The 25590-nt window shown below is 57.6% G+C and carries 25 protein-coding genes; 11 read left to right on the forward strand and 14 right to left on the reverse strand.

Annotation, left to right across the window (positions count from 1 at the left end; translation table 11 throughout):
• Positions 1-227: 227 nt before the first annotated feature.
• Both AC2FIZ_RS03755 and AC2FIZ_RS03760 read right to left on the reverse strand, forming a co-directional pair.
• Positions 228-1457, reverse strand: a complete 1230-nt coding sequence (locus AC2FIZ_RS03755; protein WP_271946867.1) for a sigma-54-dependent transcriptional regulator — start codon at positions 1455-1457, stop codon at positions 228-230.
• The gene (locus AC2FIZ_RS03760) at positions 1454-3187 is read right to left on the reverse strand and encodes a sensor histidine kinase (RefSeq protein ID WP_281994684.1); all 1734 of its coding nucleotides are present in this window, start codon (positions 3185-3187) and stop codon (positions 1454-1456) included. The genes AC2FIZ_RS03755 and AC2FIZ_RS03760 overlap by 4 nt, the downstream gene beginning before the upstream one ends.
• A gap of 47 nt (positions 3188-3234) precedes the next feature.
• Here AC2FIZ_RS03760 and AC2FIZ_RS03765 point away from each other — a divergent pair, with 47 nt between their 5' ends.
• On the forward strand, positions 3235-4416 hold the full coding sequence (locus AC2FIZ_RS03765) for a cytochrome P450 (RefSeq protein WP_496790609.1): 1182 nt from the start codon (positions 3235-3237) through the stop codon (positions 4414-4416).
• A gap of 3 nt (positions 4417-4419) precedes the next feature.
• Here AC2FIZ_RS03765 and AC2FIZ_RS03770 read toward each other — a convergent pair whose 3' ends face one another.
• Positions 4420-4899 (reverse strand): Lrp/AsnC family transcriptional regulator, encoded by a 480-nt coding sequence (locus AC2FIZ_RS03770; RefSeq protein WP_496687886.1) that lies wholly within the window; start codon positions 4897-4899, stop codon positions 4420-4422.
• Between the two features lie 142 nt (positions 4900-5041).
• Here AC2FIZ_RS03770 and cobA point away from each other — a divergent pair, with 142 nt between their 5' ends.
• From cobA to infC, 7 genes are all read left to right on the forward strand, one after another.
• A complete protein-coding gene (gene cobA / locus AC2FIZ_RS03775) occupies positions 5042-5818 on the forward strand; it encodes a uroporphyrinogen-III C-methyltransferase (protein ID WP_142634087.1) in 777 nt (258 codons plus the stop codon).
• Positions 5818-6132, forward strand: a complete 315-nt coding sequence (locus tag AC2FIZ_RS03780) for a DUF2849 domain-containing protein (protein ID WP_142634089.1) — start codon at positions 5818-5820, stop codon at positions 6130-6132. Before cobA ends, AC2FIZ_RS03780 begins: the two co-directional genes overlap by 1 nt.
• Before the next feature lie 65 nt (positions 6133-6197).
• Positions 6198-7862 carry a nitrite/sulfite reductase gene (locus AC2FIZ_RS03785; protein ID WP_496790611.1) on the forward strand — a complete coding sequence of 555 codons (1665 nt, stop codon included), beginning with the start codon at positions 6198-6200 and terminating at the stop codon, positions 7860-7862.
• Positions 7852-8613, forward strand: coding sequence for a phosphoadenylyl-sulfate reductase (locus AC2FIZ_RS03790; RefSeq protein WP_271946855.1), 762 nt, complete (start codon positions 7852-7854; stop codon positions 8611-8613). The genes AC2FIZ_RS03785 and AC2FIZ_RS03790 overlap by 11 nt, the downstream gene beginning before the upstream one ends.
• Entirely contained in the window at positions 8610-9017 is a 408-nt protein-coding gene (locus AC2FIZ_RS03795; protein WP_281972175.1) for a DUF934 domain-containing protein, read from the forward strand. The genes AC2FIZ_RS03790 and AC2FIZ_RS03795 overlap by 4 nt, the downstream gene beginning before the upstream one ends.
• 109 nt (positions 9018-9126) lie before the next feature.
• Entirely contained in the window at positions 9127-9960 is an 834-nt protein-coding gene (locus tag AC2FIZ_RS03800; RefSeq protein WP_496712641.1) for a ferredoxin--NADP reductase, read from the forward strand.
• A 123-nt stretch (positions 9961-10083) separates the two neighbouring features.
• On the forward strand, positions 10084-10665 hold the full coding sequence (infC, locus tag AC2FIZ_RS03805; protein ID WP_246097134.1) for a translation initiation factor IF-3: 582 nt from the start codon (positions 10084-10086) through the stop codon (positions 10663-10665).
• 48 nt (positions 10666-10713) lie between these two features.
• On the opposite strand, the gene AC2FIZ_RS03810 is transcribed toward infC, so the two are convergent.
• The 3 genes from AC2FIZ_RS03810 to AC2FIZ_RS03820 all read right to left on the reverse strand — a co-directional run bounded on the left by AC2FIZ_RS03810 (position 10714) and on the right by AC2FIZ_RS03820 (position 13257).
• Entirely contained in the window at positions 10714-11103 is a 390-nt protein-coding gene (locus tag AC2FIZ_RS03810) for a hypothetical protein (protein WP_281994688.1), read from the reverse strand.
• A gap of 73 nt (positions 11104-11176) precedes the next feature.
• Complete coding sequence (locus tag AC2FIZ_RS03815; RefSeq protein WP_496790612.1) at positions 11177-12493, reverse strand: aspartate aminotransferase family protein; 1317 nt, start codon at positions 12491-12493, stop codon at positions 11177-11179.
• Entirely contained in the window at positions 12490-13257 is a 768-nt protein-coding gene (locus AC2FIZ_RS03820; protein ID WP_496790614.1) for a beta-keto acid cleavage family enzyme, read from the reverse strand. Before AC2FIZ_RS03820 ends, AC2FIZ_RS03815 begins: the two co-directional genes overlap by 4 nt.
• Before the next feature lie 83 nt (positions 13258-13340).
• Between AC2FIZ_RS03820 and AC2FIZ_RS03825 the strand changes: the two genes are divergently transcribed.
• Positions 13341-14240, forward strand: a complete 900-nt coding sequence (locus tag AC2FIZ_RS03825) for a MurR/RpiR family transcriptional regulator (protein WP_281994690.1) — start codon at positions 13341-13343, stop codon at positions 14238-14240.
• Between the two features lie 53 nt (positions 14241-14293).
• Here AC2FIZ_RS03825 and AC2FIZ_RS03830 read toward each other — a convergent pair whose 3' ends face one another.
• From AC2FIZ_RS03830 to AC2FIZ_RS03850, 5 genes are all read right to left on the reverse strand, one after another.
• Complete coding sequence (locus AC2FIZ_RS03830) at positions 14294-15085, reverse strand: FAD binding domain-containing protein (protein WP_142634105.1); 792 nt, start codon at positions 15083-15085, stop codon at positions 14294-14296.
• 94 nt (positions 15086-15179) lie between these two features.
• Positions 15180-17540, reverse strand: coding sequence for a xanthine dehydrogenase family protein molybdopterin-binding subunit (locus AC2FIZ_RS03835; RefSeq protein WP_142634107.1), 2361 nt, complete (start codon positions 17538-17540; stop codon positions 15180-15182).
• Between the two features lie 54 nt (positions 17541-17594).
• On the reverse strand, positions 17595-18080 hold the full coding sequence (locus AC2FIZ_RS03840; protein ID WP_142634109.1) for a (2Fe-2S)-binding protein: 486 nt from the start codon (positions 18078-18080) through the stop codon (positions 17595-17597).
• Between the two features lie 147 nt (positions 18081-18227).
• Entirely contained in the window at positions 18228-19229 is a 1002-nt protein-coding gene (locus AC2FIZ_RS03845; protein ID WP_496790615.1) for a molybdopterin-binding protein, read from the reverse strand.
• Positions 19226-20194: an XdhC family protein gene (locus tag AC2FIZ_RS03850; protein ID WP_282027435.1), complete on the reverse strand. Its 969-nt coding sequence runs from the start codon at positions 20192-20194 to the stop codon at positions 19226-19228. The genes AC2FIZ_RS03845 and AC2FIZ_RS03850 overlap by 4 nt, the downstream gene beginning before the upstream one ends.
• A gap of 225 nt (positions 20195-20419) precedes the next feature.
• Here AC2FIZ_RS03850 and AC2FIZ_RS03855 point away from each other — a divergent pair, with 225 nt between their 5' ends.
• Positions 20420-20920, forward strand: a complete 501-nt coding sequence (locus AC2FIZ_RS03855) for a hypothetical protein (protein WP_246097135.1) — start codon at positions 20420-20422, stop codon at positions 20918-20920.
• A gap of 3 nt (positions 20921-20923) precedes the next feature.
• On the opposite strand, the gene AC2FIZ_RS03860 is transcribed toward AC2FIZ_RS03855, so the two are convergent.
• A complete protein-coding gene (locus tag AC2FIZ_RS03860; protein WP_142634115.1) occupies positions 20924-22180 on the reverse strand; it encodes a vWA domain-containing protein in 1257 nt (418 codons plus the stop codon).
• Positions 22180-23088 carry an AAA family ATPase gene (locus tag AC2FIZ_RS03865; protein WP_142634117.1) on the reverse strand — a complete coding sequence of 303 codons (909 nt, stop codon included), beginning with the start codon at positions 23086-23088 and terminating at the stop codon, positions 22180-22182. Before AC2FIZ_RS03865 ends, AC2FIZ_RS03860 begins: the two co-directional genes overlap by 1 nt.
• A 161-nt stretch (positions 23089-23249) precedes the next feature.
• Between AC2FIZ_RS03865 and pyrC the strand changes: the two genes are divergently transcribed.
• Positions 23250-24287 carry a dihydroorotase gene (gene pyrC / locus AC2FIZ_RS03870; RefSeq protein WP_142634119.1) on the forward strand — a complete coding sequence of 346 codons (1038 nt, stop codon included), beginning with the start codon at positions 23250-23252 and terminating at the stop codon, positions 24285-24287.
• Here the strand turns inward: pyrC and AC2FIZ_RS03875 are convergent.
• Positions 24284-25579, reverse strand: a complete 1296-nt coding sequence (locus AC2FIZ_RS03875) for an MmgE/PrpD family protein (RefSeq protein ID WP_281972182.1) — start codon at positions 25577-25579, stop codon at positions 24284-24286. The two genes, pyrC and AC2FIZ_RS03875, sit on opposite strands and share 4 nt — an antisense overlap.
• Positions 25580-25590 lie beyond the last annotated feature (11 nt).

Here is a 25590-nt window from a genome sequence, read left to right on the forward strand (position 1 = left end):
TTACTGAGTGTTACGCACTTCCTGTCTGGTATCCATTTGAGCCATTCGGGAACCCGTGCGAGAATCCGCACATATAAATGCCCCATTGTGTGGATTTCCGCACAAATAGCGATTCGCCGAACGCGAATCGTTTACCGGGATTTGGCTCTTCCCACGGTCCGCGTCAGCGGACTGCTACACCCAACAGCTTAACCGCATGACAATGCGGGAAAAGCTGGCAGGAGCTTTCACCTACGGTAGTCTTCCGGACGAATGTGATATCGCGCCAGTTTGTCGTAAAAGGTCTTGCGAGGCAGCTTTAGCGCCTTTGCGGCTTCTGATGCTTTGCCGTTATGCCGGCCAAGGGCAGCAATCAGCAGAGATCTTTCGACCCGTGCCATCTGCTCGCTCAACCCCAGTTCTGCGGCCTGCGAGACATCTTCGGGCATTCCCAGCACAAACCTCATTGCGGCTGACATCAGCGACCGTGCATTGCCCGGCCAGTCTCTGGTCATCAGCGATGCCAGATGGTCCGACGTGATTTCCGGTTCCTTTATCCCGGCCTGTTCGGCTGCCTGTGCTACATAGTGGCGGAAGATTACAGGTATATCCTCGGGGCGCTCGGCAAGCGACGGTATGCGAACGCGCATCACATCCAAACGATAGAACAAATCCGCAAGGAACCGTCCATCCGAAGACAATTCGGCCAGGTCAGTGGTCGTGCCCGCCAGAATTCGGGCGCCTACACCCTGTTCAACCATCTCCAGTGCTGCATATTGCGTGGCCTCGGGCATGGCCGAGATTTCGTCCAGAAAAAGGGAACCACCGGCTGCATCTTCGCAGACATGAACCAGATCGCTGGTCGACAAACCGGCGGATGGACGTTTGACAAATGGGCCCTGACTTTGCGGCGACATTAGGTGAACGACCTCGGCAACTTTGGACACTCCGCTGCCAGCCGGTCCGGTGACCAAAACTTCGGCCCCTGTCTGGGCTACTGTACGAACCCTTTCCCTCAGTTCTTCGGCCTTTGATGAGAGACCGAACAGCAGGCGTGCCGCTGGATCGCCGCGCTCAAGCTCGCTTTTCATCGCCCGTTGTTGCAGGACATGCTCTCGCGCCTCAGAGGCCTTGCCCAATACCTTTAGCAGATCTGCCGCGGCGCAGGGCTTTTCCAAAAAGTCGAATGCACCCTGCCCCATGGCCTGCACTGCCATTGGTATGTCGCCTTCTCCAGTCAACAGGATGACAGGCAGATCAGCATCCATATCGCGGGTGTAGGTCAACAGGTGAAACCCGTCCCGACCAGGCATCCGGATATCCGACACGATCACTCCTGCGAAATCCGCCCGGATATGATCCTTCGCCGCCACAAAGGACCCGGCTGTTACGGGTTCATAATCGGCAAGCTCCAGCGTTTGGGCCAGCGCTTCGCGCACTGCCGAGTCGTCATCGACCAAAAGCACTTTGCGGGTCATGCTGCCCCTACTTCCCTGAAATGTTCCAGTTCCACAGTGAATACCGCACCTGTCGGAGCGTTGGTGCCCCGAATATTACCACCAAAGCTTTGAACCAGACCATAAGAGATCGACAGCCCCAGCCCCATACCCTCGGACGAACCGACGGCTTTGGTGGTGTAAAACGGCTCGAACAGCTTTTCCGAGTTTTCGATCCCCGGACCGGTGTCACTGACCGTGACCGTCAGGGTTTGGCCGCTGTTTATCGCGATCTTGATCATGCGTTGGTTTTGCTCACTCATGGCATCGGCGGCATTGTTAATCAGATTTACGAACACCTGTACCAATCTCACTTCGCCACCCCAAGCATAGATAGGGACATCTGGAGCCTGCCATTCCATACGAACGTTTTCCGAATTCAGCCGGGCCTCGGTCAGTTCCAACGCCGTTTCTATTACCTGAACCAGATCAACTCTGCCCATGGGCTCGTTTTCATTGCGGGCAAAAGCCCTGAGGTTCTTGATAATTCGCGCCATTCGCGCGGCCAAATCGGAAATTCTGGTGAGGTTCTCGGCGGCTTTTGACTCGTCACCTCTGGTCAGAAAAGCCGTTCCGTTCTCGGCGAATTGGCGAATGGCCATCAGCGGCTGGTTCAACTCATGGCTGATGCCCGCCGACATCTGCCCGAGCGCACTCAACTTCCCGGCCTGTATAAGCTCTTCCTGCGCATGTTTCAGCGCGACCTCGGCCTCTTCCCGTTCATGAACCTCGCGCCGCAGGGCCGTGTTCGCGGCGGTAAGCGCATGGGTTCTGCGCGTCACGCGGCTTTCCAGCACCGCATTGGCCTCAGCAAGCGCGCGCCGGCGTTCGGTTGCCATGTACAAAAGCGCCCCGAAGGCCAGACAGATCGCAGCGACCGCCGCTGCTTGCAAATTCGCCAGACGGCGCGCCGGGGCCACATCCACCAGCACCTCTGCTGTCATGTCTATCACCGGTAGATCGAGCGTAAGGTGTAACGCATGCCGTGGCAGATACCGGCCCCAATTCAAGGTCCAAAGCTCGTGTCGTCCGATCAGATTCGACGAGAAATCAACCGCCTGCCCCTCGGGCGGCACCAACCCCGGTTGACCTTCGGTCCGACGCCAGAACAACAGGTCGGATCGGTTCGAGATGAACACCACACCTTCCCCATCAATAAAGAAAATGGCCTCGGTACTGCCCCGCCAAGTCTGTTCGACATCCTGCACATCGGCTATAACCATCAATGCGCCTTCGACTATACCGGTGGGACCAAAGGCAGGAGCTGCATAGGAATAGGTTCGATCGCCGCTTGTGGACTCGACCCCGTGGGCACTGCCCATAGCTCCCTGCATGGCGCGCCTGAATGCGGGATGGTCTGCCATCGTCAATTCAGGCACCGGGTGGGCGGCTGCAAGTACCCTGCCCAGACGGTCCAGATAGACAATGTTAACGGCGGCAGTTTTGTCTGCCACGTCCAGCAACACAGCCTGCGCGATGGCGCGATCGCTCGGCGTGACAAGCGTTCGAACAGCCGGGTGGCTGGCCATCAAGACAGCCAGTTCCTGATAGACCTGCATTTGTGTGCTAAGGCGGTCGGCGGCCAATTCCAGATCGGCCTCAGCCTTATCGCTCAGCGGCGACAATGCCTGACGAAAGCCGTATGACCACACCCCAACAGAGAGCAGCCCAACAGCAATCAGAAATGTCGAAATCAACCATACCCTTTGCATGACATTGGGTCTTGCATTCAACGCGCCTCATGGCAAGTGTGCCCGCCATGAAGACTTTGCATCAATCCCCTGTTGACCCGAATTTTGTCCAGAACCCTTATCCGTTTTATGATGCGGCCCGCGCGCATGGCGACCTTGTGTATTGGGCCGACTACCGGATGCACGCTGCTGTATCCCACCGGGCGGTTCAGGCCTTGCTGAAGGACCGTCGTTTCGGTCGCGAAGTGCCGCCGGAAATGCAGCGTCCAGGTCCTGCGCATCTAGCCCCCTGGCTGATGGTCGAATCTCATTCGTTGTTAGAAGCAGAGCCGCCGCGCCACACCCGGCTTCGACGCCTGGTCATGCGCGCCTTTACGTCACGTGCCATTGCGGCACTGGAACCAACGATCCATGACCTCAGCCACAAGCTGATCGACGCCTTTACGGATGCGCCGTTCGATCTGCTGGACACCTATTGCACGCAAGTTCCGGTCGTTACGATCTGCCGCCTTCTAGGCGTTCCCGAAGAGATGTCGCCCGAGCTTTTGCGCTGGTCCCATGACATGGTGGCGATGTATCAGGCCAGCCGCACACGCCAGACCGAGGATGCGGCGGCGGCCTCGGCAAAAGAGTTCACCGAATTCCTCTCATCTTACGTCGAAAAGCGCCGGTCTGACCCTCGGGATGACCTGATTACCCGGTTGATTGCCGCTGAAGAAGATGGTGAAAAACTGTCGCGTGACGAGTTGGTTGCAACTTGTATTCTGCTCTTAAACGCCGGTCATGAAGCCACGGTTCATTCGCTAGGAAATGGGCTCAGGACCGTATTGCAACAAGGTGTAAAAGCCGATGCCTTTCAGCCTGAAACCATTGACGCCACCGTCGAAGAAATCCTGCGCTTTGACCCGCCGCTGCATATGTTCACGCGCTATGCCTATGAAAAGATCGACCTGTTCGGGCACAGTTTTAAACGCGGTGACGAAGTCGCTTTGTTGCTTGGAGCCGCGAACCGTGATCCCCAAGTCTGGGCCGAACCTCATAAGTTCGATCCAACCCGCCCCATCCTGACCAACAGCAGCTTTGGCGCGGGTCTGCATTTCTGCGTCGGAGCACCGTTGGCCCGACTCGAAATGCGAATAGCGCTGGCGGCACTGTTCGAACGCTGTCCCAACCTAGCGCTCAGCGAGGAACCGGAATATTCCAACAGCTACCATTTCCACGGGCTAAAGCGGTTGATGGTTCAGGTCTGATCGCTATTTCTCGATCAGGGCATTCAGCGGCAGCATGGTCGTCGACTTGATCTCTTCCATCGACAGCAACGCAGTCACATTGTGGACGCGCACCTCGGAAATCAGTGTCTGGTAGAACACGTCATAGGCGCGCGCGTTCTTGACCCGCACCTTGAGGATATAGTCGATATCGCCTGCCAGCCGGTGCGCCTCTTGCACTTCGGGGCGGTCCCGCAGGGCTTTGAGGAACGTTCGCTGCCAATCCGCCTCGTGTTCAGAGGTGCGGATCAGCACGAAGAACGTCGCCTCAAAACCAAGCGCCTCGGCATCCAATAATACCGTCTGCTGACCGATCACCCCGGCCCCTTTCAGCTTGCGGATACGATTCCAGACAGGCGTCTTGGAACTGCCGACGCGGGCTGCTATTTCGTCCAGCGATTGGCTGGCGTCGCGCTGCAGCTCAACCAGAATTTTCCGATCCGTGTCATCAATCCGCACTGACATTCCAATTTCTTCCTCGTTTCGAAACTTTCGTATCGCTTAACCAATACAGCGAAACGTTTGTTCTTATTTATGCGCACATATGGCGTAATACCGGGAATATTTCCTATATTGAGGGTCAAGTCAAACCAACCCGGACCGAAACATGCAAGTGACGCAAACATATCAGGACGCAGGCCATGTCGACTTTGTCGGCGCAGGCCCCGGTGATCCCGAATTGCTGACGCTCAAGGCCCTGCGCGCATTCGAGCGCGCGGAAGTTGTCCTGCATGACCGGTTGATCAGCGCCGAGGTGCTGGCCCTAGCCGGGCAAACGGCCGTTCTGGTCGATGTTGGCAAAGCCGGGTTCGGCCCCTCGTGGAAACAGGAAGACATCGACGCGCTGCTGGTAGAGTACGCCCTGAAGGGTCTACGCGTTGTACGCCTGAAATCCGGTGACCCCACCGTATTTGGTCGTTTGGACGAAGAAATCGACGCCGTCGAAGCAGCTGGCATCTCGTGGCAGATTATCCCCGGCATCACCGCAGCCTCGGCCGCAGTTGCGGGCATCGGGCAAAGCCAGACGCGCCGCGGGCGCAATTCTTCGATCCGTTTCCTGACTGGGCACGACATGAAGGGGTTCGCCGATCACGATTGGAGCGCCCTGGCGCAGCCCGGTTCGGTGGCGGCGATCTATATGGGCAAAAAGTCTGCCCGGTTTATTCAGGGCCGCCTGATCATGCACGGCGCCGACCGGGCCACACCTGTGACGCTGATCGAAAACGCGTCGCGTCCCGATCAGCGCATATTGACCACGACGCTGGATCACATGTCCGCCGATCTGAACGCCTCGGACATGGACGGCCCCACCCTTACTTTTTACGGCCTTGCCCCCCGCCAGGCAGCCAAGGCCCTGACTGAATTCAAAAAGGAGCACGCCTGATGGCCCGCGCTTTTACCCCCAAAGTGGTAACCGCCAACGATCTGTTGGAAGGTGACGTCATCTATCTGACCGAGGACGACCGCTGGTCGCGTGAATTATCCGAGGCAGAGCTGATCACAGACGAAGCCCACGCACAGATCCGCCTTCTGGATGCTGAACGTCAGGCAGGCAAGATTGTCGGTGCCTATCTGGCGGATGCCATAGCTGGCGACGAAGGCCCAGAACCAACTCATTTTCGGGAAGACTTCCGCCGGACTGGTCCGTCCAACTATGCCCACGGCAAACAGGAAACTTCCCCGCAGCCCCGGGCCTGATCCCTGGCCCTCTCTCTCCCCTACATTGGCCCCAGGATCGGGGCTGCACTTAAGGACAGCTAATCATGTATCGCTACTCCGAGTTCGACACAGCATTTTTGGCAGAACGCAACAGACAGTTCCGCGCCCAGGTCGAGCGCCGCATTCACGGTTCGCTGACCGAGGATGAGTTCAAGCCGCTCCGCCTCATGAACGGCCTGTATCTGCAGCTGCACGCCTATATGCTGCGGGTCGCCATTCCTTACGGCACGCTGAACAGCGCGCAGATGCGCCAACTGGCCCTGCTGGCTGAAAAGTGGGACAAGGGCTATGGCCATTTTACCACCCGTCAGAACATCCAGTACAACTGGCCCAAGTTGCAGGACGTCCCGGATATGCTGGACGCGCTGGCCGAGGTTGGCATGCACGCCATCCAGACCAGCGGCAACACCATCCGCAACGTAACCGCCGACCATTTCGCCGGTGCCGCCGCGGATGAGGTCGCCGATCCGCGCCCCTATGCGGAACTCCTGCGCCAGTGGTCGACCGACCACCCGGAATTTCAGTTCATGCCGCGTAAGTTCAAGATCGCCATCACCGGGTCCGAAAATGACCGCGCCGTTATCAAGGCGCATGATATCGGCCTGCAACTGGTCGAACGTAACGGCGTTCTGGGTGCCCGTGTTATCGTAGGCGGCGGTCTGGGCCGTACGCCCATGATCGGCAAAGAACTGTCTGACTTCGTCGCGTTTGACGACCTGCTGGCCTACCTAGAAGCCACTGTTTCGGTCTGGAATCAAATCGGCCGCCGCGACAACAAGTACAAGGCGCGCATCAAGATCACCGTGCATGAACACGGCATCGACGCCATCCGCGCCAAGGTGAACGAGCGTTTCCTGCAGGTCCGCCCGCAGTTCAAAGGCGCGGATATGAACCTGCTGGAACAGATCAAGAGCCACTTCGCTGCACCCACCTTCCGCGAAGCGTCGGTTGCGTCGTTTGAAGGTGCATACACCAACGACCCGGTCTTCCGCTCGTGGGTCGATACTAACATCGCGCCGCACAAGAATGCGGACCACGCGATTGTCACCATCTCAATCAAGAAGCACGGCGCGACGCCGGGTGATGCAACTGCCGAGCAGATGCGCGTGATGGCCGATCTGGCCGAAGAATTCGCCTATGACGAGCTGCGCATCAGTCATGAGCAGAACGTGATCCTGCCGCATGTCCATAAATCGGACCTGCCCGCGATCCATGCCAAACTGAAAGAATCCGAGCTGGCGACCGCCAATATCGGCCTGATCAGCGACATCATCGCCTGCCCTGGCATGGACTATTGCGCGCTCGCAACGGCGCGTTCGATCCCGGTTGCACAGGAAATCGCCACCCGGTTCGAAGACCTCAAACTGGAGCATGATATCGGCCACCTGAAGATCAAGATCTCGGGCTGCATCAACGCCTGTGGTCACCACCATGTCGGCCATATCGGCATTCTTGGTCTGGATCGTGCAGGCGTCGAAAACTACCAGATCACTCTGGGTGGTGACGGCACGGAAAACGCCGCAATCGGTGATCGTACGGGTCCGGGCTTTGCCTATGATGAGATCGTTCCGGCCGTTGAGCGCATCGTCGAAACCTATCTGGAGCAGCGTGAGGGTGCCGAAGAAACCTTCCTCGAGACCTATCGCCGTGTCGGAATGACTCCGTTCAAGGCGGCCCTCTACCCCGAGGCGCGAGCGAATGCCGCTTGATCTGATCCAGACTGAACTGGGCCGGGATAGACGTGAACTGACCGAACGGGTCAGTGAGTTGAACGCCCGGTTCCGCCACCACAGTGCGCATGACGTGATGCACGGAGCAATGGAAGAGATCGATGATCTCGCTCTGGTCTCAAGTTTCGGTGCGGAATCGGTGGTGTTGCTGCATATGGCGGCCGTGGTCGACAAGATGACCCCGGTGCTGTTCATCGACACGCAGATGCTGTTCACCGAAACGCTGGAGTATCAGCAGGAGGTGAGCGAGCGGTTGGGGTTGCGAAACGTCAAGATCATCCGCGCGGATGACGAGGATGTTCAACGCGACGACCCCTATGGCGCGCTGCGTCTGCGGGACATGGATGCGTGCTGTAACCTGCGCAAGACCTTCCCGCTGCAACAGGCATTGTTGGGATATGATGGCTGGATCACCGGGCGCAAACGGTTTCAGGCAGGGTCCCGCGCCACGCTTGATTTCTTTGAGGTCGAGGACGGCACAGGCCGGATCAAGGTCAACCCGCTGGCCCATTGGGCGCCCGAAGATGTGCGCGCCTATATGGAAGAGAACAACTTGCCCAGGCACCCGCTGGTGGCCAAAGGATACCCTTCGATCGGCTGTGCGCCCTGTACTTCGCCGGTCAAACAGGGCGAAGACCCCCGCGCCGGACGCTGGCGCGATCAGAACAAGGAAGAATGCGGCATTCATTTTGTAGATGGCAAGATGATGCGCGCCGGAGAGAACACATGAACGTTATCGTAACCGATGAGGGGTTCGCCCCCGATGATTGGACTGATGGCTATGTCACGCTGGAAGACGCGGCCAATGATGTGGTCGCGCTGGATGTCAGCTCGGACACGGATCCCGATGAGCTTGCCGAACGGCTGGGCTGCGCCAAGATGGTGCGCATCGATTTCCCGTCCTTTGCGGATGGGCGCGGCTTTACCATCGCGCGGACCCTGCGCCTGAAAGGCTATACCGGTCGCTTGCGCGCCAAAGGCCATGTCTTGGCCGACCAGTATGCCATGGCGCGGCGCAGCGGCTTTGATGAGGTCGAGATTGAAGACATTCTGGCCGATCGCCAGCCCGAAGATCAGTGGGTGGCTCGCGCCAACTGGCAGGACAACAACTATCAGGCCCGCCTGCGCGGCTAAAACCGCCTTTCGCAGCCTCAAATAGGAACGTAGGGGCAAGAGCCCCCTTTTCCTGACTTGGATCAAAGATTAAACGGAGATGTCGGTTTACTCCACCGGCAGTGAAACGATGACAGAGATGAAACCCGTGACCGAAGCAACCGCCGTGAAGGCCCCCGTTCTGCCGGACGCCCAGACTGTGACAGACGTCAAGCATTGGACTGACAGCCTGTTCTCATTCAAAGTGTCGCGCCCCGCGTCCTTGCGGTTCCGCTCGGGCGAGTTTGTGATGATCGGCCTGCTGGGCGACAACGGCAAACCCTTGCTGCGCGCCTATTCCATCGCCTCGCCGTCCTGGGATGAAGAGCTTGAGTTCTATTCGATCAAGGTACAGGACGGCCCGCTGACTTCGAAACTTCAGCACATCAAACCAGGCGATCAGATCATCCTGCGGCCCAAGCCGGTTGGCACGCTGGTCCATGACGCCCTGCTGCCTGGTAAGCGCCTGTGGTTCTTTGCCACCGGCACCGGCTTTGCACCCTTCGCCTCTCTGCTGCGCGAACCACAGACCTATGAGGATTATGATGAGGTCATAATCACCCATACCTGCCGCGAAATGGCCGAGCTGGAATATGGTCGCCAACTGATTGAAGACATCCGTAAGGACGAAATGCTGGCTGAGCTGATGGGCGAAGGTTTTGCGGACAAGATTCGTTACTACCCGACCACCACACGCGAACAGAGCCCCAAAATGGGCCGCATTACCGAGCTGTTGAAAGACGGCACAGTATTTGCCGATCTGGGGATTGAGGGCGGCATCCAGCCGGATACGGACCGCGCGATGGTTTGCGGATCATTGGCTTTCAACCTGGATATCAAAAAAATCCTCGAGGATTTCGGACTGCGCGAAGGCGCAAATTCCGACCCCAAGGAATTCGTCATTGAAAAGGCCTTTGTTGGCTAATCCGGTTTGCCGGTCTGATATGCGACATCAGATCGGCAAAAACGCGGGAATATCATGGGAAATTCACGCTGGTGGTCACTTATGCCGCTTGAAACGTCCCGCAGCCCAGTCTAAATTCCGGGCTTGAAATTCTGCAATCATCAAAGGAATGAACCCATAGCTCGCAGACCTCACAACGCGCCGCCTCAGAGAGACACCGGCCCGCGCGTCAATGATAAGATCCGTGCCCCCGAAATTCGCCTTATCGGCGCCGAAGGTGAAAATGTCGGGGTGGTTCATCCCGCCAAAGCCATGCAACTCGCGGACGAAGCCGGCCTGGATCTGGTCGAGATTTCGCCGAATGCAAACCCTCCGGTTTGCAAAATCATGGACTTTGGTAAATTCAAGTACGAAACGCAGAAACGCGAGGCCGAAGCGCGCAAAAAGCAAAAAGTCATTGAGGTGAAAGAGGTCAAGTTCCGGCCCAACACCGATACTCATGACTATGAAGTCAAAATGCGCAACGTGTTCAAATTCCTTGAAAACGGCGACAAGGTAAAGGTGACTCTACGCTTCCGTGGTCGTGAGATGGCACACCAGAATCTGGGCCGTGAGCTGCTGGAACGTGTTGCCGTGGACACCAAGGAAATCGGCAAGGTTGAGAACATGCCCAAGATGGAAGGCCGTCAGATGATCATGATGATCGGCCCGCTGCCGCAGAAGTAAGCCTTGCGACAACTGAGTTATTCGAAACCCCCTCGGATTGAGGGGGTTTTATTTTGCGCTTCGGCTTTTGAGCCAGACCCTTGCGTCATTCACATCAAATGCCAACGAAATCAGGTCAATAACCAGTAGAAACACCAGAAATTTCGCATATCCAATCGCCAGTTCGGCTTCGCTTGCAAATACTGCAATCACGACGAAAACCATTGGCACCCAACATATTAGATGCGGAAATGCCATCGCTTTGCTCATCCCTCGGGTAGCCAGCATGATCGGAAGATTCAATGCCATCCCACCGATTGAGAGTGCTGCGATTAGAATACCATTTGGCTGATCCAGATACGCCAGAGGTGCCAGATTGGTCGGGATGAGCAGCACCACCAACCAGATCTGTACCCAAGCGGGCAAGTCCCGAAAACTCTTCCAGATGTCGACAATCATCATCGCTCCTTCAGGAATTGACCTTTTGTCGATACCCTATTGAGTAAAAAGAGAAAGTCAGATCAAAAGAGCGTCAGATCGCGGCTTTGAGTGCGGCCTCCAGCTTTTCAACCAATTCCTCAATCTGTGCGTCTTCGATAATGAAAGGCGGCGCCAACAGAATATGGTCGCCACTTCGACCATCGCGCGTGCCAGACATGGGGTAACAGATCAGACCAGCGTTTAACGCCGCCTTCTTGATCTTGCCCGCGAGACCAAGTGAGGGATCAAACGGTGTTTTTCCGGCCCGATCCGAGACCAGCTCGATACCGCGGAACAGCCCGCGGCCCCGAATATCGCCGACATTAGGGTGCTCGCTGAACGCAGTTTCCAGCGCAGATTGCAGTCTCTGTCCCATAAACTCGGCGCGCTGGGGCAGTTGTTGGCTCGTCAATTCCTTCAGCACCGCCAATGCCGCTGCAGTTGCCACCGGATGGCCGACATAGGTATGCCCGTGCTGGAAAAACCCTGACCCATTTTGGATCGCCTTATATATCCGGCTCGTACACAACATTGCGCCGATGGGTTGATAACCCGCCCCCAAACCCTTGGCGATGCACAGAATATCCGGGGCAATTCCATCGTGATCGCAGGCAAACAAATGCCCGGTGCGCCCCATTCCGCACATGACCTCATCCAGGATCAGCAAAACGCCATATTGATCACAGATTTCACGTATGCGCCTAAAATACCCTTCGACCGCCGGGACCGCCCCCAGCGTTGCCCCCACGACTGGCTCGGCCATAAACGCCATGACGGTTTCAGGGCCAAGACGCAAAATTTCGGCCTCCAACTCATCGGCCACCCGTTGACCATAGGCGTGGCTGCTCTCACCATCTTTCTTTTCGGCATATTCGTAGCAGGGCGCGATATGGGTCATTTCGATCAGCATCGGTGCGAATTGCGCACGGCGCCAGGCATTTCCCCCCGCTGACAAGGCCCCCAGAGTATTTCCATGATAGCTTTGGCGGCGCGCGATGACATGGCGGCGCTCGGGCTGACCGATCTCAAGAAAATACTGCCGTGCCAGTTTGATGGCGGCCTCTGTTGCTTCGGACCCTCCGGATACGAAATAAACGCGATCCAAATCCCCGGGCGCATGATCAATCAGAAGGTCCGCAAGGGCTTCGGCAGGTTCGGACGTCATAAACCCGGTATGCGCAAAGGCGATCTTTTCAACCTGGCTTTGAACCGCCTCGATCACCGCCCGGTTTGAGTGGCCAAGACAGGACACAGCAGCATCACCGCAATCCAGATACCGCTTACCGTCAGCATCGATCAGATAGCAGCCTTCGCCGCCAACCGCGACCGGCAGCTGAGATTTCGTATGGCGTGGGAAAACGTGGCTCATGATCTATCCTCTTTCAATCTGGCGACAAGGGCCGCGACTGAGGCGGCGTTATTGCCCCAAGTGTCTCCGTTCCGGTCTGCGATGCTGTTTTCAAATCCGACCCGGACATCACCGCCCAAGGACGCCGCATGTATTAAACAGTCATGCTCTCGTTTTCCAAAGGCACAGATCATCCAAGGCGAATCCCCGTCCGGAAACGCATCCAGATCCGAGGGCTTTGATTCCTGATCAGTCCGATAGCGCCCCAGAACAAGCAAACGGTCGGATTGTTGTTTGCGGACAACCCCACGATATTGCCACCGTGTTAATAGGGCCGCATCTTCAGCGTCGTAAAGAATATGCTGAACCCGCGTCCCCTGATCCGCGCAAAGACCATAGATCCGGTCAGCCAGATCGTTATCGCGCGCGATTTCGCGAACCGAGATCGACGCCCAAGCCGGTCTAACCTTCTTCAGACATTCGAACTGGCTGCTTACATCAAAAATCCCTGCCGCCTCGGTTGTGATCTGGATGTCCAGAGCCGGAACCCGCCGCCGAAGTTCGGCAAGTGTTTCCAGATACTGTCCCGCGTCCAAAGAGTGACGGCCTTCTGTGTCCCGAATGTGCAGATGAAGACCGGCCGCACCGGCCTCATGGCATGCTCTGGCCGCTTCAAGAATTTGCGAGGTTGTGACAGGCAGGGCTGGGTGATCTGCCGCACCTCGGCGCGCACCATTGGGCGCCGCCAGAATGTAGGGTTCAGATTTCGACCGATGCTGTGACATTCCCTGCCCCCGATTACCTGTTGCCGCATCTATGCAAGCGGCCTATGTTTTACACCTTCTTCTTTCATAACATATGTTTTTTCATGACAGAGACCCAACGCCAGCTGACAGATAACTTGAGGAAAAACATCGACCAGATGCCGCCCAGACTTCAGGCGGCAGCCAAATACATCGTAGATCACCCCGCGGATTTCGGCCTCGACCCGATACGGGTAACTGCCGAGAAGATCGGTGTCAGTGCAAATGTCCTTGTCAGGCTTGCCCAGTATATGGGCTATGGTGGGTTTCAGGCCTTTCGCTCTCCGTTCCGTCAAAATCTGGCGACGGATAACGAAGAATTCCTTGGCCCTGCCTGGCAAACCCACATGCACGCTGAAGGAGCCCATGGTAAACTTCAAGCCAAGCTTGCCCGCAACGAACAGAATGTCGTTGTCAGGTCGCTGCGATTGATGAGGCCCGACACAGCGCATCTGGCCATTGAACATATACTCGGGTCCCGCCGATGCTTCGTAACAGCCACTCGTGCTAGTTACGCGCTGGCCTATTATTTCTCCTATAACGGGCGCATGGCGCACCCGGGCATTCAGTTGATCCCCCGCCACATTGGCTCGGCCACTGATGATCTGCTGGACGCGGATGACAAGGATTGCCTGCTGGCAATCACCGTAAGCCCCTATTCGGCCGAAACGATAAAATCCGTGAGGTACGCCCGGGAAAAAGGACTTCGGGTCATCCTGATCTCGGATAGCGAAGTAATTGCGCCGGGCGTTGAACCGGATGTCGCCTTTACCGTCAGCACAAGGTCACAACATCACACCTCGAGCTTTACCGGTGTCATGGCTGTGTTGGAATGTCTCATCGGCCATTTATTTGACGCCGGTGGCAAAACAGCAGCGCACCGCGTTGAGGCCTATCAAAAGGCGCGCGAAGATACTGGGGCCTATTGGCAGCCAAACAAGCTTCCGAAAATTCGCCAAAAATAGAAAAAGCCCCGGGGGGGCACACCCCGGGGCTTTGCGACTAAAAGCCGATTTAATTACATGCAGGCCAGCACAGCCCGCTTGGTCATCACACTGACCAGATGCGCGCGATACGCTTTGCTGCCATGAAGATCGCCGATCATGTTGGCCGGGTTGATGTTCAGCCCCATCAACGCGTCCGGTCGGAATTCAGTATTCAGCGCCTGTTCTGCTTCGGACCAGCGGAACACACCATCCTCGCTGGCGCCCGTGACCGCCACACGCACACCGTCGGCGAACCGGGCCAGATAGACACCCACCAACGCAAAGCGCGAGGCTGGCTGCAAGAACTTCTGATAGCTCGCGGCCTGTGGCACCGGAAAGCGGATGGATGTGATGATCTCACCCTCATCCAGTGCGGTCGAGAACATGCCATCAAAAAACGCATCCGCCGCAATCTGACGGGCGTTGGTCACGATTGTGGCCCCCGATCCCAGAACGCCCGCAGGGTAACACGCCGCCGGATCGTTATTCGCGACCGAACCGCCAATCGTGCCGCGGTTGCGCACCGCCGGATCACCGATCTGACCGGCCAAAGCGGCCAGCGCCGGGTATGATCCCGCTGCCTCTTGCGCAACAACTGCATGCGGCGTTGCGCCACCGATAGAAACCGACCCGTCATCCCCAACACAGACGCCCTGCATTTCGGGAATTCCGCTGAGCGAGACGAGTGCCGATGGCGCCGCCAATCGTTGTTTCAGCGTCGGGATCAGGGTTTGCCCACCACCCAACGCCTGCGCATCCTCAGCCCCTAAAGCGGCAACCGCGTCGGCTATGGTCGAGGGTTTCTCAAATTCGAAATTGTACATTTCGTCTTCCTTTCCGAAAGGCGCTGATCCGCCCTTCATCTGGCTATGAATATCTCGGGGAGCGCGAGGGGTTGACCCCTCGCACCCCAACCTCTCACCCGTGCATCGCGGTCCAGACACGCGATGGACTCACCGGCATATCGATATGATCGATGGCTTTGCCGCCTGAATTCAACGCATCCAGCACCGCGTTGACCACCGCAGGTGGTGAACCGATTGCCCCGGCCTCACCACAGCCCTTCACACCCAACGGGTTATGCGTACAGGGCGTCTGGCTGGAATGGTCCACCGCATAGAACGGCACATCATCGGCACGCGGCATGGCATAGTCCATGAAGGATGCGCTCAGCAGCTGACCGTTTTCGTCATAGGCACAGTTTTCAAGCAATGCCTGACCGATGCCCTGACCGATGCCGCCATGCACCTGACCATCCACGATCATCGGGTTGACGATATTGCCAAAGTCATCAGCGGCAGTGAAGGCTTCGATGGTGACCCGGCCGGTTTCGGGGTCAACCTCGACCTCACAGGCATAGGCGCCAGCCGGGAAGGTAAAGTTGGCCGGGTCATAAAAGGCGGTCTCCTCCAGCCCGGGCTCGACCTCCAGCGGAAAGTTATGCGGCACATAGGCCGTCAGGGTGACATCACCCCAGGCCACCGACTTGTCGGTCCCTGCCACGCTGAACTGACCGTCCTTCAGCTCGATATCAGCCTCGGACGCCTCCAACAGATGCGCCGCGATCTTCTTGGCCTTGTCGATCACTTTCTCGGTTGCCTTGACCATCGCCGATCCACAGACCGCCAAAGACCGCGAGCCATAGGTGCCCATGCCAAACGGAATCTTCGACGTGTCGCCATGCACGATCTCGATCATCGACTCGTCGATACCGATCATGTCCGCCACAACCTGCGGGAAGGCCGTTTCATGCCCCTGCCCGTGGCTATGGGCACCTACCATGACGCTGATCGAGCCGGTGGCATTCACCCGCACAGTCGCCGCATCATACAGACCCGCACGGGCCCCCAGCATGCCAACGATGTTCGACGGCGCGATACCGCAAGCCTCGATATAACAGTTGACGCCCAGACCCCGCAGCTTGCCCTTGGCCTCGCTTTCAGCGCGACGCGCGGCAAAGCCTGCCAGATCAGCAGCGGACTCAAGCTTGTCCATCGTCCCATTATAATCGCCTGTGTCATAGGTCAGCGCCACCGGTGTGTCATAGGGGAACTGGGTGATGAAGTTCTGCCGGCGCAGGGCGATCGGATCGACACCCAGTTCACGCGCTGCCTTGTCCACGACCCGCTCCAACTGGAACGTCGCCTCAGGACGGCCCGCGCCGCGATAGGCATCCACCGGGACCGTATTGGTGAACATCGCCTTGACGTTGACCTGAATGACTGGCGTCTTGTAGTTGCCCGCCATCAGCGTCCCGTGCAGCCATGTCGGTACCGAGCTGGAGAAGGTCGACAGATACGCACCCATATTTGCATAGGTGTTGGTGCGCAGACCGATAAAGTTATTGTCCGCATCCAGCGCCAGTTCGATCTGTCCGACATGGTCGCGCCCATGCGCGTCTGACATGAACGCCTCGGACCGGCTCGAGGTCCATTTGACCGGGCGGTTACAAGCCTTGGCGGCGAAGGTGCAGAACGCCTCTTCGGCATAGTGGAAGATCTTGGTGCCAAAGCCGCCACCCACATCCGGCGCGACCACGCGCACCTTGTGTTCGGGCAGACCCAGAACAAAGGCACACATCAACAGGCGGATCACATGCGGGTTCTGCGACGTGGTATAAAGCGTGTATTCTTCGGTGCCGCGGCTGTACTCGCCCACCGCCACACGCGGCTCCATCGGATTGGCAACCAGACGGTTGTTCACCAGATCCAGCGTGGTGACATGGGCCGCATTGGCAAAGACCTCATTGACCTTGGCATCATCGGTTTCGCCCAACTGCCAATCATAGCAGATGTTGTTCTTCAGATCGTCATGGACCAGCGTTGCGCCTTCTTGCGCGGCGGCCTTCATGTCGATCACGGCGGGCAGCTCCTCGATATCAAGCTCGATCGCCTCAGCCGCGTCGCGGGCCTGTTCCAGGCTATCGGCGACCACAGCAGCAATCGGATCGCCCACATGGCGCACTTTACCCTGTGCCAAAATGGGATGCGGAGGTTCCTGCATCGGTGCGCCGTGCTTGTCGGTCACTTCCCAGCCACAGGGCATGCCGCCCACGCCTTCGAAATCCTTGCCGGTAAACACTTTGACCACGCCCGGCATGGCCTCGGCAGACGAGGTGTCGATACTGTTGATCCGGCCATGCGCGATGTCGGACCGCAGAAAATGCACATAGGCCTGGCCATGCACGTTGATATCGTCGGTGTAATTGCCTGCTCCGGTTAAAAAGCGCACGTCCTCGCGCCGTTTGGAACTGGCTCCGATGCCACTGTCTTTGGGCATTGCTTGTTCTCCTCCCTGAAAAAGAATTTTCGTCGAAAATTCTTTACGTCGGTATTACTCGGCAGCGATGCCGCTTACGTCCTGGCCCGATGCGGCCATGATCGCTTTGACAATGTTGTGATAGCCTGTGCAGCGGCACAGGTTGCCTTCCAGATACTTTCGAATCTCGGCTTCGCTCGGGCGCGGGTTCTCTTTCAGCAAGGCGGCGGCGCTCATCACCATGCCCGGCGTACAAAACCCGCATTGCAACCCGTGATGATCTTGAAACGCCTGCTGAATCACGTTCAAAGACCCATCCTCAGCGGCCTGGCCCTCAATCGTGGCGACCTCAGACCCGTCTGCTTCCAGCGCAAGCATGTTGCACGACTTCACCGCCGCGCCATTCACATGAACAACACACGCCCCACATTGCGCCGTGTCACATCCAACATGCGTTCCGGTCAGCGACAGATGATCACGTAAAAATCCAGACAACAACGTCCGACCCTCAACCTCACCGCTAACAGACCTCCCGTTCACGGTCATGGTGACCTGTGTCATAAGTTCCTCCCATGTCATATTTTTCTTTGTCGAGTTAAACACGGGACTTATTGTTTGAGAACAAAAATTTCGCAGGGCGCCGTTTATGACAGATCACAATGCCGAACAAAGCGGTCTGATCTGGGCCTTAAATTGATGTCAAACGCCTTACCGCTTGATAGATGCGCGTGGCTGTGGCCGGGTCGGGATTTCCTTGAGCAATCCACCGACCCCCATGCCTGCAATATGCGCCGCTGTCGTTTCAATCCCGCAAGCCACGCGCGACAAAACCCAATCCGCGCCGTTCAGTGCAGGAGAGCGCGCACACCCCGGCAAACCGATTACGGGTCTGGCGTCCAGCAGACCGGTGAACAACAGGTTGCCCGGATCTACTGGCATTCCAAACCGATCCACCTGACCGCCTGCAACACGAACAGCCTGCGGCGCAACATCATGCGCATCCGAAGTTGCTGAGCCCGTCAAGATCAGGACAATATCCCCTTTAACACCCGTCAATGCAGCAGACAGCGCCTGAATCTCATGTGGCACCACCCGAATGTCATCCAAACCCATACCCAGGGCTTCGACACGCCCTCGGATTGCAGCTATTCCCTTGTCGTTCGAAACACCTCCGGGGATGTCTGTGACGATCAGGCCGGCACTGCGAAACACCGGGCCAGACAGGCGCACCGCCCCTTGTGCCAGCGCCGAGGCACGCACCACATCTTCGCCGGGGACGGCATAAGAAATGACTTTGATCGTCGCCACCATCCCGCCTGATCCCATCTGTTGATATTGGGGTACTGTGGCCACGGTAATCATCGGGTTAACCAAGTTGAACGCATCCAGCGCCTGTACGTCCAGAACAGCGACTCCGGGGCCTCTCGCCAAGAGGTTAACGCGCCCTGTGAACGGCTCGGTGACGCGCAATCCCACGGTTGCCGGGTCCGGGGCCAAAGCCTCTGCCAAACTCCGGGCAGCGTCGTTTTCGTGACAATCACCGGGTTCCAGCTGCGCAACAGTGACCGAGGTCAACCCGGCGGCGGCCATTTCATCCAGATGAGTTTGCGTGAGCAAAAGGCCCTTACGCAGCTTTGTGTCTTGGGCTTTCACTGAATGCGCCAGAATTGCACCAGCGGCCTCGCGCAAAGGAACCGAGCCAAACTTCATGCTTTGCCCCGCAACACCGCAGTCATTTCGGCCAATATGGAAACCGCAATTTCCGCAGGATCGGCGGCACCGATATCCAAGCCTACGGGACCGTGAATCTGTGAAATCTGCCCTTCAGAAAATCCGGCTTCTTTCATCCGGGTGACGCGTTTCGCATGCGTTCGATTAGACCCCAGCGCCCCAATATAGAACACCCCGGCTCTCAGGGCGGCCTCTAACGCGGGATCATCCAGTTTTGGATCATGGGTCAGCAAGACAACAGCCGTTCGCGCATCCATTCCAAGCTTTGCAACGGCCTCATCTGGCCAATCCGTCAGCACGGTTTCCTCAGGGAATCTTGCGGCGGTTGCAAACGCATCTCGCGGATCCACAATCGCAGGGTCGTACCCCGCAATTCGCGCCATCGGGACCAGGGCCTGAGCAATATGAACGGCCCCGACCACTATCAACCGCAAGGGCGGATTGTGGACCGAAACAAATGTCTTCGCATCCTCTTCGAAACCGGACCGGTCCATGCGCATGCGTTCGGGATAACGATCGCGCTGCAACGCACGATGGCCGGATTCGATATTCACTTCATAAGCCACAGGCTCGCGCTGCGCGCGTGCAGCGACCAGATCGCTCAATATGCTTTCAGGAAGGACCGATCCAATAGGTTCGACCAGTACCCGAATTGTTCCGCCACAGGCCAGCCCGACCGCAAAAGCATCTTCGTCACTGACCCCGAATTCAAGTAGGCGCGCTTCACCCTCTTCGATCGCTTCCAACGCCTCGACGACAACCGCACCTTCGACACAGCCACCCGATACCGACCCCTCAAAGCGGCCATCACCTGCTATCACAAGCTGAGCGCCAACACGTCTGGGGGCACTGCCCCAGGTCTGAACAACCGTAGCCAGCGCAACTGGCTTTCCCGTTTCATACCAATCCAGAGCAGTCTCGGGGCTGTTGTCGAATCTGTCCATATCGCCCTCCTGGCGTTTCCCGCACCAACATAGGCAGGTTTGGCAGGATGAAAAGTAAACCATCATGCTAACTCATGGGCCTTGAAAGAAATTCCAAATGCTATGCAAAGCCCCGCGGGTTTCAGCCGAACATCCCAAGCATTGATTGCCAGCCCTCCCGATTCTGACCTAAACGCGGATCATGCGCAGCTGTGACGCAGATAATTTTCAAAAGGAGACAGAGACTTGAAACACATTATTACACTCGGATCGGTATTGGGAATGCTAGCGGCGACAGTGGCCAGCGCAGATACCTTCCTGCGCTATGGCGAAGTGGACGGATGGAAAATCTTCATCGACGAAGACAAGAAATCCTGCCTGATCGAAGCTGTTGATGACGCGGAAAACGTGGTTCAAATGGGTCTGACCGAAGACCGCGGCGTGGGATATGTTGGCGTATTCACCAAAGCTGAAACCAACATCAAGCGTGGCGAAACCGAGGCTGTGGCGATCCTGCTGGGCGAAAACCTGTATCTTGGAGAAGCCACCGGCATGAAGGGCAACATCACCAAAGGCTATTCGGGTGGCTATGTGCTGTCGGATGACCCCAAGTTTGCCGAAGACCTTGCCAAACAGAAAGTTATGGTTGTGTTCCCCGAAAAGGAATTCGCCTTCACCGTTGATCTGACCGGTACGTACAAAGCGATGGAAATGGCGCGTAAGTGCAACGAAGAACAGCTTGGTTGAGACCTACTTCGAAAGCGCGGCCATCAACCGCGCTTTCTCACCCATGTCATCCGGTTTTGAGATGACTTTGGCCAGATCTTCCAGCGACGCAATGGAATGACCGGCCCGAAAGCTGTCAACATGGGGAAGCATCGCCGCCACCCCCTGCGCTTTTGGCGCAAAGCCATCCCATCGCAACAAAGGGTTCAGCCAGATCAAACGGCGGGCTGACAGATGCAGGCGCTGGATTTCTTTTCCAAGCACCTCGGGTTCGCCCCGATCCAGACCATCCGTAATCAACAACACCACCGCACCCTGCCCCAGAACCCGACGCGACCAGTCACGGTTAAAAGCGTGCAGGCATTCCCCGATCCGCGTGCCACCCTCCCAATCTTGCGCCTCGGCCCCCGCCGCCGACAAGGCAGCATCCACATCGCGTTGGCGCAGGTGCCGAGTGATATTCGTCAACCTCGTGCCGAAGGTAAACGCATGAACCTTGGCCCACCCCGCGCCCTTGACGTTTGAAACCGCATGCAGGAAATGCAGGATGATACGAGAGTACTGGCTCATGGATCCTGAGATATCGCAGAGAACGACAAGGTTCGGCCACCGTTGTTTCGGCTTCAAATACGCGATGTCCCGCAGTTCACCACCCTGCCGCATGGATGCGCGCAGCGTGCGGGCGCGGTCGATCCGATGCCCAAGGTGGCTGGCTTGGCCTCGGCGCGACTCGATTGGTTTTACCGGCAATTTCAGCTGTGCCAGAATGCGCTTGGCCAAGGCAATTTCTTCGGTGCTCATTTGCTCAAAGTCTAGATTGCGCAACCGTTCTTCCGAGGACGCGGTCCGCGACGCATCTATCTCCAGCTCAGTTTCTTCCTCGATGTCAGAGCTGTCAGGCAAGTCCCGTTCGACGCCGTCCAGCAGAGCCTCGGCCGCGCGTTTCTCTGCAGCTTCGGCCTTGCGCTCTTCCTGAACGCCGCGGATCGCGGGCAGCATCATGGACATCATGTGTTCCATGTAACGAGGGTCGCGCCAATACATGCGGAAAATCTGCGCAAATACTGCCCGATGCTCGGGTCGGGTCACGAAACAAGCGTGCAACGTCCAGTAAAAGTCGCGCTTCTCCGAGAAGCCCGCAACCTGAACCGCCCGGATCGCATCCACGACCCGACCGGTGCCGATGGGCAACCCGGCCTTGCGCAAAGCCCGCGCGAAATGAGTGATATTCTGCGCCAGTTTTGGGTTGTCGGGGATGTCGAGAGGGAGCTGTTCAGCCATCAGGCAGGTTCCAGCGACGCCTTGGCTTCATCCAGAATGCGTTTCGCCTCGGACCCTTGCAGTTGCTGGATATCGTCCTGATATTTCAGGATTGCTCCCAGCGTGTCGCCGATCACTTCGGGGCTAAGGTTGATGACGTCCAGCGCCAGCAGGCATTTGGCCCAGTCGATCGTCTCGGCCACGCCTGGTTTCTTGAACAGATCCTCTGTGCGCAGGTGTTGGACAAAGGCGACGACCTCTCGGCTTAGCGCCTCGGCGACCTCGGGGGCGCGGGCGTTCAGAATTTCAATTTCACGGTCAAAATCCGGGTAATCGACCCAATGGTACAGGCACCGGCGTTTCAGAGCGTCATGCACCTCTCGCGTTCGGTTCGATGTAACGATGACAATCGGTGGCTCCGGCGCTTTGACAGTTCCCAATTCGGGGATAGTGACCTGAAAATCGCTGAGCGCTTCCAGCAGGAAGGCCTCGAACGGTTCATCCGTGCGGTCAAGTTCATCAATCAACAGGACAGGAGCCCCGTTTTCATCCGGGCGCATGGCCTGCAGCAACGGACGCTCGATCAGGTAGTCGTCAGAAAACAATTCGGTCTGCAGCGCCCCACGGTCAGCCCCGCCCGAGGCTTCGGCGGTTCGGATTGCCACCATTTGCGCCGGGAAATTCCATTCGTAAACCGCCGAGGACGCGTCCAGCCCCTCATAACATTGCAGGCGGATCAGGCGGCGGTTCAGGCCAGCGGCCAACGCTTTGGCAATTTCGGTTTTTCCAACGCCCGCCTCACCTTCGAGGAACAGTGGACGGCCCAGTTTCAATGACAGAAACACCACCGTCGCCAAGGCCCGGCCGCAAACGTACCCTTGCGAGCCCAGCATCTGCTGCACGGCATCAATGGAATCTTGCTGCGTCATGGAACCCTCATACTTTCGTCGCTTAACAGGTCATGCAAGCGCGGGGGCGTCAAGGCCCCGGCCCCGTCAGCCTGACGCCATCGCAGCAAAGGGGCGAAGTTTTTGCACCAGATCCTCACGGTTTGGTTGGTCTTTGGCCGAGGCTGTGCTAGCGGGTGCGCATGACTGATACGCTGACCATTCGCCGCCCCGATGACTGGCATCTGCATTTGCGCGATGGCGCCATGTTGCAGGCCGTTCTGCCCGAAACCGCACGCCATTTTGCCCGTGCGATCATAATGCCGAACCTCGTTCCGCCAGTTGTGCGCGGCGATCAGGCCGCCGCATATCGCGACCGCATTCTGGCCGCCCTGCCCGAAGGCATGCCGTTCGAGCCGCTGATGACCTTGTACCTGACCGAAGACACCGACGCCGAGGATGTCGCCGCAGCCCATGCAAGTGGGCTGATCAAGGCCGTAAAGCTGTATCCCGCAGGCGCAACCACCAATTCCGCCTCGGGCGTGCGTGATTTCGACAAGGTCCGCCCGGTGCTTGAGAGAATGGCTGAGATCGGTCTGCCGATGTGTGTCCATGGTGAAGTCACCGATGCCGAGGTCGACATTTTCGACCGCGAAGAGGTTTTCATCGATACGATACTTGATCCACTGCGCCAGGCGACTCCTGGTTTGCGGGTCGTGATGGAACACATCACGACGGCTCAGGGTGCGATTTATGCGCAATCCGGTGGAGATGATCTTGCTGCAACAATCACGGCCCATCACCTGATCATCAACCGCAATCACATCCTGGTGGGCGGGATCAAACCGCATTACTACTGCCTGCCCGTGGCCAAGCGCGAGACCCATCGCCAGGCTTTGATGAGCGCCGCAACTTCTGGGATGTCTTGCTACTTCCTTGGCACCGACAGCGCGCCGCACACAGACGCGAACAAGGAAATGGCCTGTGGTTGCGCGGGATGTTTCACCGCTACAAACACAATGTCCCTTGTGGCCGAGATGTTTGACAAAGCCAGTGCGCTGGACAAGCTGGAAGGGTTCACATCATTGAACGGACCTGCGTTTTATGGCCTGCCGGTGAATAAAGAAACCATCACCCTTACCAAGGGCGACCCCGTTGAATACCCCGACAAGATCGAAACTGACGACGGCCCGGTAACAGTATTCGAACCCGGGTTCCCCTTGCACTGGCGCGTCGTCTAACGCGCCAGCATTTTCGCCAGATCACGGGTGCGGCCACCGGTACGCAGCATCGACCAGATCGCGTCTGCGTCCTCGGCACCGATCAGCTTGGCCGCCTTGCTTCTGACCCGGTCTTCCCGGTCGGCCAATGTCATTGGGCCAAGCAAATCGTGGCTGGCCTGTTTTCGTGCCCCATCGCGGCGCAGCAAAGACAGATCCGCCTGAGTTTCAGACAGCGTCTCATCGGCTTCGACTGAAATCCGGTCCCGCAGCGATTGCAGGCGCCTATCCGCACATACCTTATCCGAAAAACTGTCTGGCAAGGCTGTGTCATATCCCAGCGCTTGCATAGCAATAACCGTCCGGTAGGAAAACTTGGCCCCCAACCCGGTGGTCGGAGAGGTTTGATTACACACTGTCATCCAGCGCGGGTGGGTCCTGATCCTGATCTCGGCTACTTCGGGTTCAGCAATATCCAGGTCACGTGCGGCCTCTAATGCGGCGTGCAACCCATGACAGCAGGCATGAAACTTATGGCTTACATCTTTGAACAGCCACGTTTCTCCTATTCCATCCAGAGCAGTGGCCTGTTCGGACTGCCCCATATGGGTTGCGCCAAAACCATAGGGCCCCTCAAGCGCATCCGAGTTGGGATCAAACCCTTTGGACACCAAAAGCGCGGCCTCAACCCCTGCAGCGGCAGCTAGCCCGGCATTATAGGGCTTTCCCATCGTGCCGAAATGAGCTTTCAACCCTGCGGCGCGGGTGGCAGCCAGACCAAGAACCCGGCGCATCTTTTCCGTATCGAACCGCAGCACCCGGCCAGCGGCGACCGCCGCACCAAAGGCACCTGACGTCGCGGTCTGATGGAACCCGCCCTGGTAATGCGCACGCCCCAGCCAAAGCCCTACGCGGATCGAAACCTCCATCCCGACAAGAGCGGCCTCAAGGACATCGACAAGAATTCGGTCGTCCCAATCACAAAGGGCAAAGGCCGCAGGCATAACCGCGACCGAAGGGTGCCCGATATGCGCAAAATGCGTGTCATCATAATCCAAAGCGTGGGAAATGGTTCCGTTAACCAAACCTGCTGCCCTGACGGGAGCCAGCCCCCCGCCAAACAGATGGGCCTGCGGGTTGCCTCCTTCATCCAGAGCCAGTGCGCGCACGGTCTGAGATACGGGTTCGCTAACACCGACGCGGCCAACAACCACCCAATCCAGCGCAGACAGAGAGGTTACGAGACGGGCCTCTGACGAGGTCGCAACAGGCCCCGAGGCAAAATCGGCCAATGCTGTGGTAAAATCAGTCATGTGGCGCAGTC

The sequence above is a fragment of the Ruegeria sp. CDSB022 genome, assembly GCF_059611145.1.

Excerpts from the sequence above, each read along its gene's own strand:
- AC2FIZ_RS03755 (WP_271946867.1), bottom strand. The coding sequence starts at position 1,457 with ATGACCCGCAAAGTGCTTTTGGTCGATGACGACTCGGCAGTGCGCGAA.
- AC2FIZ_RS03760 (WP_281994684.1), bottom strand. The coding sequence starts at position 3,187 with ATGCAAAGGGTATGGTTGATTTCGACATTTCTGATTGCTGTTGGGCTG.
- AC2FIZ_RS03765 (WP_496790609.1), top strand. The coding sequence starts at position 3,235 with ATGAAGACTTTGCATCAATCCCCTGTTGACCCGAATTTTGTCCAGAAC.
- AC2FIZ_RS03770 (WP_496687886.1), bottom strand. The coding sequence starts at position 4,899 with ATGTCAGTGCGGATTGATGACACGGATCGGAAAATTCTGGTTGAGCTG.
- cobA (WP_142634087.1), top strand. The coding sequence starts at position 5,042 with ATGCAAGTGACGCAAACATATCAGGACGCAGGCCATGTCGACTTTGTC.
- AC2FIZ_RS03780 (WP_142634089.1), top strand. The coding sequence starts at position 5,818 with ATGGCCCGCGCTTTTACCCCCAAAGTGGTAACCGCCAACGATCTGTTG.
- AC2FIZ_RS03785 (WP_496790611.1), top strand. The coding sequence starts at position 6,198 with ATGTATCGCTACTCCGAGTTCGACACAGCATTTTTGGCAGAACGCAAC.
- AC2FIZ_RS03790 (WP_271946855.1), top strand. The coding sequence starts at position 7,852 with ATGCCGCTTGATCTGATCCAGACTGAACTGGGCCGGGATAGACGTGAA.
- AC2FIZ_RS03795 (WP_281972175.1), top strand. The coding sequence starts at position 8,610 with ATGAACGTTATCGTAACCGATGAGGGGTTCGCCCCCGATGATTGGACT.
- AC2FIZ_RS03800 (WP_496712641.1), top strand. The coding sequence starts at position 9,127 with ATGACAGAGATGAAACCCGTGACCGAAGCAACCGCCGTGAAGGCCCCC.
- AC2FIZ_RS03810 (WP_281994688.1), bottom strand. The coding sequence starts at position 11,103 with ATGATTGTCGACATCTGGAAGAGTTTTCGGGACTTGCCCGCTTGGGTA.
- AC2FIZ_RS03815 (WP_496790612.1), bottom strand. The coding sequence starts at position 12,493 with ATGAGCCACGTTTTCCCACGCCATACGAAATCTCAGCTGCCGGTCGCG.
- AC2FIZ_RS03820 (WP_496790614.1), bottom strand. The coding sequence starts at position 13,257 with ATGTCACAGCATCGGTCGAAATCTGAACCCTACATTCTGGCGGCGCCC.
- AC2FIZ_RS03825 (WP_281994690.1), top strand. The coding sequence starts at position 13,341 with ATGACAGAGACCCAACGCCAGCTGACAGATAACTTGAGGAAAAACATC.
- AC2FIZ_RS03830 (WP_142634105.1), bottom strand. The coding sequence starts at position 15,085 with ATGTACAATTTCGAATTTGAGAAACCCTCGACCATAGCCGACGCGGTT.
- AC2FIZ_RS03835 (WP_142634107.1), bottom strand. The coding sequence starts at position 17,540 with ATGCCCAAAGACAGTGGCATCGGAGCCAGTTCCAAACGGCGCGAGGAC.
- AC2FIZ_RS03840 (WP_142634109.1), bottom strand. The coding sequence starts at position 18,080 with ATGACACAGGTCACCATGACCGTGAACGGGAGGTCTGTTAGCGGTGAG.
- AC2FIZ_RS03845 (WP_496790615.1), bottom strand. The coding sequence starts at position 19,229 with ATGAAGTTTGGCTCGGTTCCTTTGCGCGAGGCCGCTGGTGCAATTCTG.
- AC2FIZ_RS03850 (WP_282027435.1), bottom strand. The coding sequence starts at position 20,194 with ATGGACAGATTCGACAACAGCCCCGAGACTGCTCTGGATTGGTATGAA.
- AC2FIZ_RS03860 (WP_142634115.1), bottom strand. The coding sequence starts at position 22,180 with ATGGCTGAACAGCTCCCTCTCGACATCCCCGACAACCCAAAACTGGCG.
- AC2FIZ_RS03865 (WP_142634117.1), bottom strand. The coding sequence starts at position 23,088 with ATGACGCAGCAAGATTCCATTGATGCCGTGCAGCAGATGCTGGGCTCG.
- pyrC (WP_142634119.1), top strand. The coding sequence starts at position 23,250 with ATGACTGATACGCTGACCATTCGCCGCCCCGATGACTGGCATCTGCAT.
- AC2FIZ_RS03875 (WP_281972182.1), bottom strand. The coding sequence starts at position 25,579 with ATGACTGATTTTACCACAGCATTGGCCGATTTTGCCTCGGGGCCTGTT.